Annotated in this window: 9 protein-coding genes and 1 pseudogene; 3 read left to right on the top strand and 7 right to left on the bottom strand. The window is 71.8% G+C overall.

What is annotated here, in order from left to right; translation table 11 throughout:
• The first annotated feature begins 94 nt into the window (after positions 1-94).
• Together RV983_RS13055 and RV983_RS13050 are read left to right on the top strand one after the other, a co-directional pair.
• On the top strand, positions 95-1,324 hold the full coding sequence (locus RV983_RS13055; RefSeq protein ID WP_475985959.1) for an NAD(P)-dependent malic enzyme: 1,230 nt from the start codon (positions 95-97) through the stop codon (positions 1,322-1,324).
• Between the two features lie 90 nt (positions 1,325-1,414).
• Positions 1,415-2,377: a zinc-binding dehydrogenase gene (locus tag RV983_RS13050; RefSeq protein WP_475985958.1), complete on the top strand. Its 963-nt coding sequence runs from the start codon at positions 1,415-1,417 to the stop codon at positions 2,375-2,377.
• A gap of 100 nt (positions 2,378-2,477) precedes the next feature.
• Here RV983_RS13050 and RV983_RS13045 read toward each other — a convergent pair whose 3' ends face one another.
• The 7 genes and pseudogenes from RV983_RS13045 to RV983_RS13015 all read right to left on the bottom strand — a co-directional run bounded on the left by RV983_RS13045 (position 2,478) and on the right by RV983_RS13015 (position 11,607).
• On the bottom strand, positions 2,478-3,383 hold the full coding sequence (locus RV983_RS13045) for a PadR family transcriptional regulator (protein WP_475985957.1): 906 nt from the start codon (positions 3,381-3,383) through the stop codon (positions 2,478-2,480).
• A gap of 1 nt (position 3,384) precedes the next feature.
• On the bottom strand, positions 3,385-4,260 hold the full coding sequence (locus tag RV983_RS13040) for a DUF4097 family beta strand repeat-containing protein (protein ID WP_475985956.1): 876 nt from the start codon (positions 4,258-4,260) through the stop codon (positions 3,385-3,387).
• A gap of 246 nt (positions 4,261-4,506) precedes the next feature.
• Positions 4,507-4,686, bottom strand: a complete 180-nt coding sequence (locus RV983_RS13035) for a DUF6104 family protein (protein WP_475985955.1) — start codon at positions 4,684-4,686, stop codon at positions 4,507-4,509.
• Between the two features lie 244 nt (positions 4,687-4,930).
• Positions 4,931-8,884 carry a multifunctional oxoglutarate decarboxylase/oxoglutarate dehydrogenase thiamine pyrophosphate-binding subunit/dihydrolipoyllysine-residue succinyltransferase subunit gene (locus RV983_RS13030; RefSeq protein WP_475985954.1) on the bottom strand — a complete coding sequence of 1,318 codons (3,954 nt, stop codon included), beginning with the start codon at positions 8,882-8,884 and terminating at the stop codon, positions 4,931-4,933.
• A 220-nt stretch (positions 8,885-9,104) separates the two neighbouring features.
• Positions 9,105-10,199, bottom strand: coding sequence for a HAMP domain-containing sensor histidine kinase (locus tag RV983_RS13025; RefSeq protein ID WP_475985953.1), 1,095 nt, complete (start codon positions 10,197-10,199; stop codon positions 9,105-9,107).
• A complete protein-coding gene (locus tag RV983_RS13020) occupies positions 10,196-10,942 on the bottom strand; it encodes a response regulator transcription factor (RefSeq protein WP_475985952.1) in 747 nt (248 codons plus the stop codon). The genes RV983_RS13025 and RV983_RS13020 overlap by 4 nt, the downstream gene beginning before the upstream one ends.
• Positions 10,943-11,003: 61 nt before the next feature.
• A pseudogene (locus RV983_RS13015) lies at positions 11,004-11,607 on the bottom strand (polyamine aminopropyltransferase).
• Positions 11,608-11,731: 124 nt separating this feature from the next.
• On the opposite strand from RV983_RS13015, the gene lon reads away from it, so the two are divergent.
• Positions 11,732-14,173, top strand: a complete 2,442-nt coding sequence (gene lon / locus RV983_RS13010; RefSeq protein ID WP_475985951.1) for an endopeptidase La — start codon at positions 11,732-11,734, stop codon at positions 14,171-14,173.
• The last annotated feature ends 146 nt before the right edge of the window (positions 14,174-14,319 follow it).

The following is a 14,319-nucleotide window of genomic DNA, read 5'->3' as shown; positions in this document are numbered from 1 at the left end:
GACCACTCTGCACCCGGGCGCGGAAGCCGAGCCCACCTATCCCCTGTCGCAGGGGGTAGTACCCTCATTGATAATTCGGACAAAGGGGTCGAAAGTGGCAGCGGAGATTCTGAATCCTCGCACCGACGGCAGTGAATCCGGTGACAGCGCAGGCAGTGAAGGTCCCGAAAGCCCGGTGGACCCGGCCTTCGCGCTGCACCGCGGCGGCAAGATGGAGGTGTCCGCGACCGTCCCGGTGCGGAACGCCGACGATCTGTCGCTCGCGTACACCCCGGGCGTCGCGCGCGTGTGCACGGCCATCGCCGAGAAGCCCGAGCTGGTCTACGACTACACGTGGAAGTCCCAGGTGGTCGCCGTCGTCACCGACGGCACCGCGGTGCTGGGCCTGGGTGACATCGGCCCCGAGGCCTCGCTCCCGGTGATGGAGGGCAAGGCGATCCTCTTCAAGCAGTTCGGCGGGGTCGACGCGGTGCCGATCGCGCTCGCCACGACCGACGTGGACGAGATCGTCGAGACCGTCGTGCGCATCGCGCCGTCCTTCGGTGGGGTGAACCTGGAGGACATCTCCGCGCCCCGCTGCTTCGAGATCGAGCGCAAGCTCCAGGAGCGCCTGGACATCCCGGTGTTCCACGACGACCAGCACGGCACGGCCGTCGTCACCCTGGCCGCGCTGCGCAACGCCGCCCGGCTGACCGGCCGTACGCTCGGCGAACTGCGCGCGGTGATCTCCGGCGCCGGCGCCGCGGGAGTCGCGATCGCCAAGATCCTGGTCGAGGCGGGCATCGGCGACGTCGCCGTCACCGACCGCAAGGGCGTGGTGCACGCCGGGCGCGACGACCTCAACCCGGCCAAGCGCGAACTGGCCTCGTACACCAACAGAACCGGCCTCACCGGCTCGCTCGAGGAGGCCCTGGAGGGCGCGGACGTCTTCATCGGCGTCTCCGGCGGCACCGTCCGGGAGGAGGCCGTCGCGGGCATGGCCAAGGGCTGCTTCATCTTCGCCATGGCGAATCCGACGCCGGAGATCCACCCCGACGTGGCGCACCGCTACGCCGCCGTCGTGGCCACCGGCCGCAGCGACTACCCCAACCAGATCAACAACGTGCTCGCCTTCCCCGGCATCTTCTCCGGCGCGTTCCAGGTGCGGGCCTCCCGCATCACCGAAGGCATGAAGATCGCCGCCGCCGAGGCGCTGGCCGCCGTCGTCGACGGCGATCTGTCGGCCGACCGGGTGATCCCGTCGCCCTTCGACGAGCGGGTCGCCCCCGCGGTCGCCGCGGCCGTCGCCGCCGCCGCCCGCGCCGAGGGCGTCGCCCGGCGCTGAGCCCGTCGCCGCATCGGCCGTCGCGCAGCGGCGCGTGTCACATCCCGGTACGGTTCCGCCGGGGTGCCGCGCGCCGCTAGCGTCATGGCCATGTTCGCTGCCTACGCCGCCCGCATCGACCGCGACCAGCCCCTCAACGGCCTCGAACTCGGGGAACGCCCCGAGCCGGAGGCCCGCCCCGGCTGGAGCACCGTCACCGTCAAGGCCGCCTCCCTCAACCACCACGACCTGTGGTCGCTGCGCGGGGTGGGCCTCGGCGAGGAGAGCCTGCCGATGATCCTCGGCTGCGACGCCGCCGGGATCGACGAGCACGGCAACGAGGTGGTCGTCTACCCGGTCGTCGGCCTCAGCGGCCACGGCGTCGGTCCGGACGAGCCGCGCTCCATCCTCACCGAGAAGTACCAGGGCACCTTCGCCGAGAAGGTCTCCGTCCCCACGTGGAACCTGCTGCCCAAGCCGAAGGAACTCTCCTTCGAGGAGGCCGCCTGCCTGCCCACGGCGTGGCTGACGGCCTACCGGATGCTCTTCACCAACGCCGGTGTGCGGCCCGGCGACTCCGTGCTCGTCCAGGGCGCCGGCGGCGGTGTCGCGACCGCCGCGATCGTGCTCGCCAAGGCCGCGGGCCTGCGGGTCTACGCCACCAGCCGCGACGAGGCCAAGCGCAAGCGCGCGGAGGACCTGGGCGCGGACGCGGCCTTCGAGCCGGGCGCGCGACTGCCCCGGCGGGTGGACGCCGTCATCGAGACCGTGGGCGCCGCCACCTGGTCGCACTCGGTCAAGTCGCTGCGGCCGGGCGGCACTCTCGTCATCTCCGGCGCGACGTCCGGCCCCAACCCCCAGGCCGCGGAACTCAACCGGATCTTCTTCCTGGAGCTCAAGGTCGTCGGCTCCACCATGGGCACCAAGGACGAACTCGAGGACCTGCTCAGCTTCTGCGCGGTCACCGGCGTCCGTCCCGTCGTCGACACCGTGCTTCCGCTGGACCGGGCCCGTGAGGGCTTCGAGAAGATGGCCGGCGGCGACCTGTTCGGCAAGGTCGTCCTGACGGTCTGACGGTCTGACGGTTCTCCGGGGCCGCGGCGCGGGACTGCGTGCCGTGCCGTACCCGGCGCCGCACGGACGCCCTCTGCGGCGTCCGTGCGGCGCCGGCCGGCTAGTCCTTCTGGTCCTTGCGCTTTCCGCGCAGGACGACGCCGATGTGGGCTGCGGCGGTGGACAGGTGGCGGCGCACCTCGCGGAGCTGGTCGGCGTCGACCCCGTTGTCGCGGGCGGCGTCGCGGACGTCGTCGCGGAAGCGGTCGAGGAGGCGTTCGAGGTCGCGGGCGGGGTCGCCGGTCGCGGCGGCGTCCTCCGCCCCCCACTCGGGGGTCTCGGCGGGCTCGGGCTTGACGCGCGGGGGCCAGTTGGGCGTGCGGCCGAACGAGCCGAGTTCGCGGGTGAGTTCGGCGAGGCCCTCACGGACGCCGGCCTGCCAGTCGCCGCGCCGGACGTGGTCCTGGACCTCCTCCTGCACGCGGCGCGCGATGCGCTGCATCTCGTCGCGGGCGGCGTCCTGGGCCTCCTTGGCGGCGTGCTTGGCGTTGCGCGCCTCCTCGCGGGCCTGCCGGATCTCCTCCTTCGACCGGCGCATCTGCTCCTTCCAGTCGGACTGGGAGTTCCTCGGCTGCGTGCGTGTCGCCTGCTGGGTGGCGGCCCGGATCTCGCGGCGCAGGTCGCCCGCCGCGCCGCGGACGTCCTCGCGGATCTCCGCGGCCAGGGAGGAGACCGAGTCGCGGATCTCGTTCTCCAGGTCGGCCAGCTCGTCCTCGCGGGAGGCGAGTTCGGCGCGACCGGCGTCGGTGAGGGAGTACACCTTGCGGCCGCCCTCGGTGGAGTGGGTGACCAGGCCCTCCTGCTCCAGCTTGGCCAGGCGCGGGTACACGGTGCCGGCGGAGGGGGCGTACAGGCCCTGGAAGCGCTCCTCCAGGAGGCGGATGACCTCGTAGCCGTGGCGGGGGGCCTCGTCCAGCAGCTTCAGCAGGTAGAGACGGAGCCGGCCGTGGGCGAAGACGGGGGCCATGTCAGACACCCTTCCGGAACGGATCCGCCTGGTCCGCGCCGTACCCGCTGTCCGGGGAGGCCGGCCGGCGCAGCAGGGCGATCGCGCCCGAGACGGTGGTCGCCTTCAGACGGGTGCCCCCCGTCCCCATCCGGCCGGAGATCCGCTTGGCGCCCCACTGGCCGCTGACCCGCAGCTCGTCGAAGGCGCAGGAGACGTGGCCGCTGGTGGTGTTGGCGTCCACCTCGGCGTCGGCCGGGTCGGGGATGCGGATGGCGATCTCGCCGGAGACCGAGGTGAGGCGGACCTCGGAGCCGCTGCGCGGGTCCAGGTCGAGCACCATGTTGCCGCTCACGGAGTCGGCCTTGACGTGGCTGCCGCTGCCCTCGACCACGGTGAGGTCCCCGGAGACGGTGTTCACCCGCAGATCGCCCGAGACCGCCTGGGCCTCGACGTTCCCGGCCACCGTCTCGGCCGTCACCGGGCCGGCCTGCCCGACGAGCGTGATGTCGCCGTTGACCCCGCGGACCGCCGTGCGGTCGGAGATCCCCGAGACGACCGCGCTGGCGCCGACGACCCCGACCGAGACCTGGGTGCGCTGCGGCACCGCGAGCGAGACCACGGCGTGCCGCTGCCAGCCCTTGCGGTCGAGCCACTTGAGCAGGCCCTTCCACGGCAGGTCCTCGTAGGAGACGGTGAGGGTGCCGCCCTCGCGCGTCACGATCAGCGGCGGCCCCTCCAGCTCGCCGACCTCCAGCCGCGCCGGGCCCTCGTCGACGCCGACGACGTTGACCGCGCCGTTGACGATGCGCACGTGCAAGGTGTCGACGGTTCCGTCGAAGACCAGCTTGTGCGGCTCCGTGACCTTCCACTCCCGTGTGCCGGGTGTTCCGCTCATTCCGCCCCTCCTCGGGGTCGCCGGGCGCGGGTGCCGCGCCGACACCGACAACGCAACATATCGCGTCTCTCGATAGACACGATATATCGCGTGACGGTGAAGTCAAGCATCCTCGCGCGTCCCGCGGCGCCGAGTCCCCGCCCGGCCGGGGCATGTGAGGACCGGTTGCCCAGGGCTACCGGTGTGCCGCGTCATGCCCGGGAGGCGAGCACGCGAGTGCGCGGGGGGCCTGTGGACCCCCGCCGGTCATTCGTCCTCGTCGTCGTCCAGGCGGGCGAGCCAGGTGGCCAGCCGTTCCACGGGGATCTCGAACTCGGGGTTGAGGTCGACGAACTCACGCAGCCGCTCGGCGAGCCACGCGAAGGTCACCTCCTCCTCGCCCCGGCGGTTGTCCAGCTCCTCGATGCCGCGGTCGGTGAAGTACAAGGGGTGCTCCGGAGAACTCGGTCGAACTCAGTCGAACTCGGTTGACGCTGATGGATGTTTCGCCCGGTCAGGATAGGCGGAATCGGGACTCTCCCGTGCAATGGGTCCCACAGCGGCGCACCTCGCGTACCGGGGCACCCGTCCGGGGGGCGGGCGCTTCGGCACGCGAGGGGCCCCGCACTCGGTGAGTACGGGGCCCCTCGCGCTGTGCCGCTGTGCGCCTCGGGCCTTGCGGCCCGTGGACTCAGAGCTCGTAGACCTCGTGCACCAGCTGCTCCTGCTCCTGCTGGTGGCGCTTGGCGGAGCCGACCGCCGGCGAGGAGGAGGACGGGCGCGAGACGCGACGCAGCCGGTCGGCGTTGTCGGGGGCCGCGCCGAGCACCAGGTCGAGGTGGTCGATGAGGTTGAGGGCGATGAAGGGCCAGGCACCCTGGTTGGCCGGCTCGTCCTGGGCCCAGACGTACTTCTGGGCCTTGGTGAACGGGGCCAGGGCGGCCTGGATCTCCAGGCCCGGGAGCGGGTAGAGACGCTCGATGCGGATGAGGGCGGTGTCGAAGGCACCGCGCTTCTCCCGCTCGGCGACGAGGTCGTAGTAGACCTTGCCGGAGCAGAAGACGACCTTGCGGACCTCTTCCGGCCTGACGGCGGAGTCGCCGATGACCGGCTGGAACTGACCGGAGGTGAACTCCTCGGTCGTCGAGGTCGCCGCCTTCAGACGCAGCATCGACTTCGGGGTGAAGACGATGAGCGGCTTGTGGTGCGGGTTGTGGACCTGCCACCGCAGGAGGTGGAAGTAGTTCGCCGGGGTGGTCGGGACCGCGACCGTCATGTTGTTCTGCCCGCACAGCTGGAGGAAGCGCTCGATGCGCGCGGACGAGTGGTCCGGGCCCTGGCCCTCGTAGCCGTGCGGGAGGAGCAGGGTGACGCCGGAGGTCTGGCCCCACTTCTGCTCGGCGGAGGAGATGAACTCGTCGACGACGGTCTGCGCGCCGTTGACGAAGTCACCGAACTGGGCCTCCCAGGCGACGAGCGCGTCCGGGCGGGCGAGCGAGTAGCCGTACTCGAAGCCCATCGCCGCGTACTCGCTGAGCAGCGAGTCGTAGATGTTGTAACGCGCCTGGTCTTCGGAGAGGTAGAGCAGCGGGGTGTAGTCCTCGCCGGTCTCCCGGTCCACCAGGACGGCGTGCCGCTGGCCGAAGGTGCCGCGGCGGGAGTCCTGGCCGGCGAGCCGGACCGGGGTGCCCTCCATCAGCAGGGAGCCGATGGCGAGGGTCTCGCCCATGGCCCAGTCGATGGTGCCGTCCTCGACCATGGCCGCCCGGCGCTGCAACTGCGGCAGCAGACGCGGGTGGACGGTGATCCGGTCGGGGATGTTGACCTGCGAGGCCGCGATCCGCTTGACGGACTCCTGGCTGATCGCGGTCGCGACCGGGACCGGGAACTCCGGTCCGGCGGGCGCGTCCTGCTCCTGCTGCGAGACGACGGGCGCGGTGGCCTCGCGGACCTCGGTGAAGACCTTCTCCAGCTGGCCCTGGTAGTCCTGCAGGGCCTGCTCGGCCTCTTCCAGGGTGATGTCGCCGCGGCCGATCAGGGACTCGGTGTAGAGCTTGCGCACCGAGCGCTTCTTGTCGATCAGGTCGTACATCAGCGGCTGGGTGAAGGACGGGTTGTCGGCCTCGTTGTGACCGCGGCGGCGGTAGCAGATGAGGTCGATGACGACGTCCTTGTTGAACGCCTGGCGGAACTCGAAGGCGAGCCGCGCGACGCGGACCACGGCCTCCGGGTCGTCGCCGTTGACGTGGAAGATCGGCGCCTCGATCATGCGCGCGACGTCGGTGCTGTACATCGACGAGCGCGAGGACTCCGGGGCGGCGGTGAAGCCGACCTGGTTGTTGATCACCACGTGCACGGTGCCGCCGGTGCGGTAGCCGCGCAGCTGCGACATGTTGAGGGTCTCCGCCACCACGCCCTGGCCGGCGAAGGCCGCGTCGCCGTGGAGGACGACCGGCATGACGGTGAAGTCGGTGCCGCCCTTGCCGATGACGTCCTGCTTGGCACGGGCGATGCCCTCGACGATCGGGTCGACCGCCTCCAGGTGCGAGGGGTTGGCGGCCAGCGACACCTTGATCTGCTCGCCGTCCAGACCCGTGAAGGTGCCCTGGGCGCCCAGGTGGTACTTCACGTCGCCGGAGCCGTGCATCGACTTCGGGTCGAGGTTGCCCTCGAACTCGCGGAAGATCTGCGCGTACGACTTGCCGACGATGTTGGCCAGCACGTTCAGCCGGCCGCGGTGGGCCATGCCGACGACGACCTCGTCCAGGCGCGACTCGGCGGCCGCGTCGATGACGGCGTCGAGCAGCGGGATGACGGACTCGCCGCCCTCCAGCGAGAAGCGCTTCTGGCCGACGTACTTGGTCTGCAGGAACGTCTCGAAGGCCTCGGCGGCGTTGAGCCGGCGCAGGATGCGCAGCTGCTCGTCGCGCTCGGGCTTGGTGTGCGCGCGCTCGACGCGGTCCTGGATCCACTTGCGCTGCAGCGGGTCCTGGATGTGCATGAACTCGATGCCCACGGTGCGGCAGTACGAGTCGCGCAGCACGCCGAGGATGTCGCGCAGCTTCATCAGGGACTTGCCGGCGAAGCCGCCGACCGCGAACTCGCGCTCCAGGTCCCACAGGGTGAGCCCGTGCTCGGTGATGTCGAGGTCGGGGTGCTTGCGCTGCTTGTACTCCAGCGGGTCGGTGTCGGCCATGACGTGGCCGCGGACCCGGTAGGAGTGGATCAGCTCGAAGACGCGGGCGGCCTTGGTGACGTCGTCGTCGTGGCTGGCGTCGATGTCCTTGAGCCAGCGGACCGGCTCGTAGGGGATGCGCAGCGCCTCGAAGATGTCGTCGAAGAAGTTGTTCTCGCCCAGCAGCAGCTGGTTCATGATCCGCAGGAACTCGCCGGACGCGGCACCCTGGATGACCCGGTGGTCGTAGGTGCTGGTCAGCGTCATGACCTTGGCGATGCCCAGCTTGTTCAGGGTGTCCTGGGAGGTGCCCTGGAACTCGGCCGGGTAGTCCATCGAGCCGACGCCGAGGATCACCGACTGCCCGGGCATGAGCCGCGGCACCGAGTGGACGGTGCCGATGCCGCCGGGGTTGGTCAGGGAGACCGTGACGCCGGTGAAGTCGTCCATGGTCAGCTTGCCCACGCGGGCGCGGCGGACGATGTCCTCGTAGGCCTGCCAGAACTCGAAGAAGTTCAGGGTCTCGGCCTGCTTGATCGCCGCGACGACGAGCTGGCGGTCGCCGTTGGGCTTGACCAGGTCGATGGCCAGGCCCAGGTTGACGTGCTCGGGCTTGACCAGCGTCGGCTTGCCGTCCTTCTCGGCGAACGACCAGTTCATCGCGGGCATGATCTTCAGCGCCTGCACCATGGCGTAGCCGATGATGTGCGTGAAGGAGACCTTGCCGCCGCGGGCGCGCTTGAGGTGGTTGTTGATGACGATGCGGTTGTCGAACAGCAGCTTCACCGGGATGGCGCGCACGGACGTGGCCGTGGGCACCTCCAGCGAGGCGTGCATGTTCTTCGCCACGGCCGCGGACGGACCGCGCAGCGTCACGAACTCGGGACCCGCGGCGCCCTCGGCGGCCGCGGCCTTGGGGGCCGGGGTCGGCTGCTGCGCCGGGGTGGGCTTCGCGGCGGCGGGCTTCACCGGGGCGGGAGCCGCGGCGGCGGCCGGAGCCGGTGCGGGCGGGGCCGGTGCGGGCGGGGCAGGGGCGGCCGCGGCCGGCTTCACCGGCGCGGGAGCCGGAGCCGCGGGAGCCGCGGGAGCCGGAGCCGCGGGAGCCGCGGGAGCCGGGGCCGCGGGAGCCGGAGCTGCCGGAGCCGGAGCTGCCGGGGCGGGCGCGGCGGCACCGGCACCGTTGGTGGCCGGTGGAGCGGCCGGAGCTGCTGCGGGGGGCGTCTGAGGACGGCCCGTGGCGACCGCGGAACCCGTATCCGCTCCCGGCTTGTAGTCGGCGAAGAAGTCCCACCAGGCTCGGTCCACCGAGTTCGGGTCCTGGAGGTACTGCTGGTAGATCTCATCGACAAGCCACTCGTTCGGCCCGAATCCGGCGGCAGGGTCCTGGCCCTGCCCGTCGGTTTCGGACCTGGGGGTACCGCCCGGCCGGAGGCTGGGGGAACTCGAGCTATTGGGGGACTGTGGCGACACGGCGGTAACCGCCCTCTTCCGCTTCACAAGGTGATGGACAGCGGGAATAAAGGCTACGCCTATTGGACCGGTTCATGCAGGCCCGGGGGCCAGTCGTCGCCTAAGTCACATCGAAAGGGCGGTTTCGGCGCGGAGTTTGGCGGGAAAGAGGTCCCGAATCGACAGCCTCTGGCCGGGCGCAGCGAGCGGCCCGGCCGGACCGCGCACGTCAGACCGCACGTCAGACCGGTACCGGGGCGGAACCCGGGAGCGTGACCCGTATCCGGCAGCCGCGCGGGGACTCGGCCACCTTGATGTCGCCGCCGTGCAGGTCCACCGCCCAGCGGGCGATGGCCAGCCCCAGTCCCGTACCGCCGTCGCCGGGGCCCGCGGTGCCGCGGTTGAAGCGCTCGAAGACCCGGGTGCGCTCCGCCTCGGGAATGCCGGGGCCCTCGTCCAGCACCTCCAGGTCCAGGCTGCCGGGGCCGGAGCCGCGCCGGGCGCGGATGGTGACCCGGCCGCTGGGCGGGCTGTGCTTGACGGCGTTGTCGACCAGGTTGGCGACCACCTGGTGCAGCCGCTCCGCGTCCGCGTACGCGGTGAGCTCCGGCGGCGAGACGTCCAGGTGCAGATGGACGTCCTTGCGCGCCCGGGCGCCCGGCCCGCCGTCCTGGAGCCCCAGGCTCGCGGTCTTGATCACGGCCGACAGGTACGGCCACACCTCGAAGCGCTTGGCGTCCAGCGGCACGATGCCGCTGTCCAGGCGGGACAGGTCCAGTAGGTGGGCGACGAGCAGGCTCAGCCGCTCGGCCTGCTGCAGCGCGGTGCGCATGGTCTCCGGATCGGCCTCGGAGACACCGTCGACGACGTTCTCCAGGACCGCCCGCAGTGCCGCGATCGGTGTGCGCAGCTCATGTGAGACATTCGCCACCAGCTCCTTGCGGTGCCGGTCGACGGCCTCCAAGTCGGCGGCCATGCGGTTGAAGGCGTCGGCCAGCTCGCCGGCCTCGTCGCGGCGGGAGGCGGTGACCCGGCGGCTGTAGTCGCCGCGTGCCATGCCGATGGCGACCGAGGTCATCTCCCGCAGCGGCGCGGTCAGCCCGTGGGCGACCAGCTGGGAGATGAGCAGAGAGGCGATGATCGAGAAGATCGTGATGATCCTGATCTCGGTCGCCGAGTGCATCGCCACATAGATGAGGAATGTGGTGATCGCCACGGAGGCGATCACCAGGAACTGCAGCGCCGCCTTGATGGACCGGAACGGGTCCCACGGCCGCAGCGCGGTCCACACACGGTCCCGCAGGCTCGGCGGGGGTGGCGCGCTGTAGGGGCTCACGGCGTGGGCGTCTCGAGGGCGTAGCCGACGCCGTGCACGGTACGGATGCGCTCCGCGCCGATCTTCCGCCGCAGGGCCTTGACGTGGCTGTCGACGGTCCGGGTGCCCGAGGCGTCCGCCCAGTCCCAGACCTCCGCGAGCAGCTGCTCGCGGGAGAGCACGGCGCGCGGCTGCTGCGCCAGGCACACCAGCAGGTCGAACTCGGTGGGCGTCAGGTGCACGTCCGCGCCGCGGACCCGGACCCGCCGCTGGGCGTTGTCGATCTCCAGGTCGCCGAGCTGCATGTTGGCGCCGCGCGGGTCGCGGGCGGCGATGGTGGCCCGCTCCACGCGGCGCAGCAGGACGTGCACGCGGGCGACGAGCTCGCGCAGCGAGAACGGCTTGGTCATGTAGTCGTCGGCGCCCACGCCGAGGCCGACCAGCATGTCGGTCTCGTCGTCGCGCGCGGTGAGCATCAGCACCGGTACGGGCCGTGCGGCCTGCACGCGGCGGCAGACCTCCAGGCCGTCGTAGCCGGGCAGCATGACGTCGAGCACCAGCAGATCGGGCTGCCAGGCGGCGGCGGCCTCCACCGCGGCCGGCCCGTCGCCGGCGGTGCGGACCTGGAAGCCCTCGGCCCGCAGGCGTACGGCGATGGCGTCGGCGATCGTCGCGTCGTCCTCGACCACCAGAACCCGGCGCTGTGCGCCGGGGGTGGCCGCGACCGCTGCGGCGTCGCCCGGAGTCGGCTGAGTGGTGTCCATGTGCGGTCCCCCATGGTCGTTTGCGTTGCGCAGCAGCGTACGGGGCACGACGGTATCGCGGCTATGCGGGTGCGGTTGCCAGGTGCACGACATCTGGAACGCCCCGGTTCGCGGGGGTCTCCACCGTCTGGACCTGCGTGAACCCCGCAGTCCGCAGTGCGTCCTCGAACGCGGCGGACGGCTTGGCCGACCATACTGTCAGTGCGCCGCCGGGTGTGAGCCGCGCCCGGCAGGCCGCCAGGCCCTCAGGGCCGTTCAGCCCGCGGTTGTCCTCGGTGACCGTCCAGTCGGGTCCGTTGTCGATGCCCAGGCACAGGGCGTCGTGGGTCGCGTCCGACTCCCGCAGATACGCCACCAGGTCGCCCTCCAGCACCGCCACCCGCGGACCGTCCAGCGCGTGCTCGGAGAACGGTGCCAGGGGCCCGGCGAGGTGCCACTCGACGACCGCGCGCTCGCGCTCGGCCACCGTGATCCGCGCCCAGCGCGGCTCCCGCGCCGCGCTGGGCAAGGGAGAAGCCCACACCCAGACCCCCGATCAGCACCGACAGGTCCGCCCGGTCCGCGGGCAGGGCCGCCGGGGCCGCGTCGACCAGCAGCCGCTCGGAGCGGCCGTCGGAGGTGTCCATCAGGAAGGTGCCGGGTCGTCCCTCTTCGCTCGCGTGCATGAGCGCAGCGTCATCAGCGGCCGGTCAACGGCCGATCGCTCAGAGCGAACACGGCTCGGGGAACACCTGGGGCATCAGAAGCATTGAGCCGGTGTAGCTCAACTTGATTGCTTAGGGAGAGATAATGGCTCAATCGTCTTCGTCGGCGTTCGCGCCGCTCACCCTGCCCGTGCTGCCGCTCGACGACGCGGTGGTCCTGCCGGGCATGGTGGTGCCCGTGGACCTCACCGACGCCGAGGCGCGCGCCGCGGTCGAGGCGGCCCAGGCCGCACAGCGGTCCGGTCTGCCCGGTGTCGGCAACAAGCCGCGGGTCCTGCTCGTTCCCCGGGTGGACGGCGACTACGCGGGAGTGGGCACGCTGGGCACCGTCGAGCAGGTGGGACGGCTGTCGGACGGCGATCCCGGGGCCGTGATCCGCGGCGTCAGCCGTGTGCGCATCGGCGCCGGCACGACCGGACCCGGCGCCGCCCTGTGGGTGGAGGGGACCGAGCTCGCCGAGCCCGTGCCCGCCGAGGCGCCCGGCACCGTCGCGGAGCTCGTCAAGGAGTACAAGGCACTGGCCACCAGCTGGCTGCGCAAGCGCGGTGCCTGGCAGATCGTGGACCGCGTCCAGCAGATCGACGACGTCTCGCAGCTGGCCGACAACGCCGGCTACTCCGGCTTCCTCACCACCAAGCAGCGCGTCGAGCTGCTGGAGACCGTGGACCCGGTCGCCCGGCTGAAGCTGGCCACGCAGTGGCTGCGCGACCACCTTGCCGAGCAGGACGTCGCGGAGACCATCCGCAAGGACGTCCAGGAGGGCATGGAGAAGCAGCAGCGCGAGTTCCTGCTGCGGCAGCAGCTCCAGGCCGTCCGCAAGGAACTGGCCGAGCTGAACGGCGACCCCGAGGACGAGGCGGACGACTACCGTTCCCGCGTCGAGGCCGCCGACCTGCCCGAGAAGGTGCGCGAGGCCGCCATGAAGGAGGTCGAGAAGCTGGAGCGGTCCAGCGACGCGTCCCCCGAGGGCAGCTGGATCCGCACCTGGCTCGACACCGTCCTGGAGCTGCCGTGGAACACCACGACCCAGGACGCCTACGACATCCCCGGCGCGCGGGCGGTGCTGGACGCCGACCACGCGGGCCTGGAGGACGTGAAGGAGCGCATCACCGAGTACCTGGCCGTGCGCAAGCGGCGCACCGACCGGGGTCTCGGGGTCGTCGGCGGCCGTCGCGGAGGTGCGGTGCTGGCCCTGGTGGGCCCGCCCGGCGTCGGCAAGACCTCGCTCGGCGAGTCCGTGGCCCGCGCCATGGGACGGAAGTTCGTGCGCGTCGCGCTCGGCGGCGTCCGCGACGAGGCGGAGATCCGCGGCCACCGGCGCACCTACGTAGGCGCGCTGCCCGGCCGGCTCGTCCGAGCCATCAAGGAGGCCGGGTCGATGAACCCGGTGGTCCTGCTGGACGAGATCGACAAGGTGGGCTCCGACTACCGCGGCGACCCGGCCGCGGCCCTGCTGGAGGTCCTGGACCCGGCCCAGAACCACACCTTCCGGGACCACTACCTGGAGGTCGAACTGGACCTGAGCGACGTGGTGTTCCTCGCCACCGCCAACGTCCTGGAGGCCATCCCGGAGCCGCTGCTGGACCGTATGGAACTGGTGCGGCTGGACGGCTACACCGAGGACGAGAAGGTCGTCATCGCCCGTGACCACCTGCTGCCGCGCCAGCGAGAGCTGGCCGGGCTCGGCGAGGACGAGGTCGCCGTCGACGACGCGGCGCTGCGCAGGCTGGCCGGGGAGTACACCCGCGAGGCCGGCGTGCGCACCCTGGAGCGGTCGATCGCCCGCATCCTGCGGAAGGTCGCGGCCGAGCACGAGCTCGGCGAGCGCGAGCTGCCGTTCACCGTGACCCCGGAAGACCTGCGGGACCTCATCGGGCGGCCGCACCATGTGCCGGAGTCGGCGCAGGACCCGCAGGAGCGGCGCACGGCGGTGCCGGGCGTGTCCACGGGCCTGGCGGTGACCGGCGCGGGCGGTGACGTCCTCTACATCGAGGCGTCGCTGGCCGACCCGGAGACCGGCGGCAGCGGACTGCAGCTCACCGGCCAGCTGGGCGAGGTGATGAAGGAGTCCGCGCAGATCGCGCTCTCCTTCCTGCGTTCGCACGGCGCCGAACTGGAGCTGCCGGTCGGCGACCTGAAGGAGCGCGGCGTCCACATCCACGTCCCCGCGGGCGCGGTTCCCAAGGACGGTCCGAGCGCGGGCGTCACCATGACCACCGCGCTGGCCTCGCTCCTGTCGGGGCGCCGGGTCCGCACCGACGTGGCGATGACCGGCGAGGTGTCGCTGACCGGGCGCGTACTGCCCATCGGCGGTGTCAAGCAGAAGCTGCTGGCCGCGCACCGGGCCGGGATCACCACCGTCGTGATCCCCAAGCGGAACGAGGCGGACCTGGACGACGTCCCCGCCGAGGTCCTGGAGAAGCTGGAGGTCCACGCGGTCTCGGACGTCCGGCACGTGCTCAAGCTCGCCCTGGAGCCCGCCGTCACCGGCGCGGACTCCGGCCTGGAGGCCTCAGTCGCGGCGTGAGTCAGGCCCCGGCCGGGTGAAAGACAGAGAGCGGCCCCTCCCATGTGCCCGAGGAGGGGCCGCTCCCGCGTGCGCGGGGCCGGGGCGCCCGGCGGACGAGTGACACCGGCAACGGATGTGCCCCTGGTCACGTCGTTGATCCACGT

The organism is Streptomyces sp. RLA123 (assembly GCF_056270165.1).
This window is presented reverse-complemented; position numbering and strand designations above follow the sequence as displayed.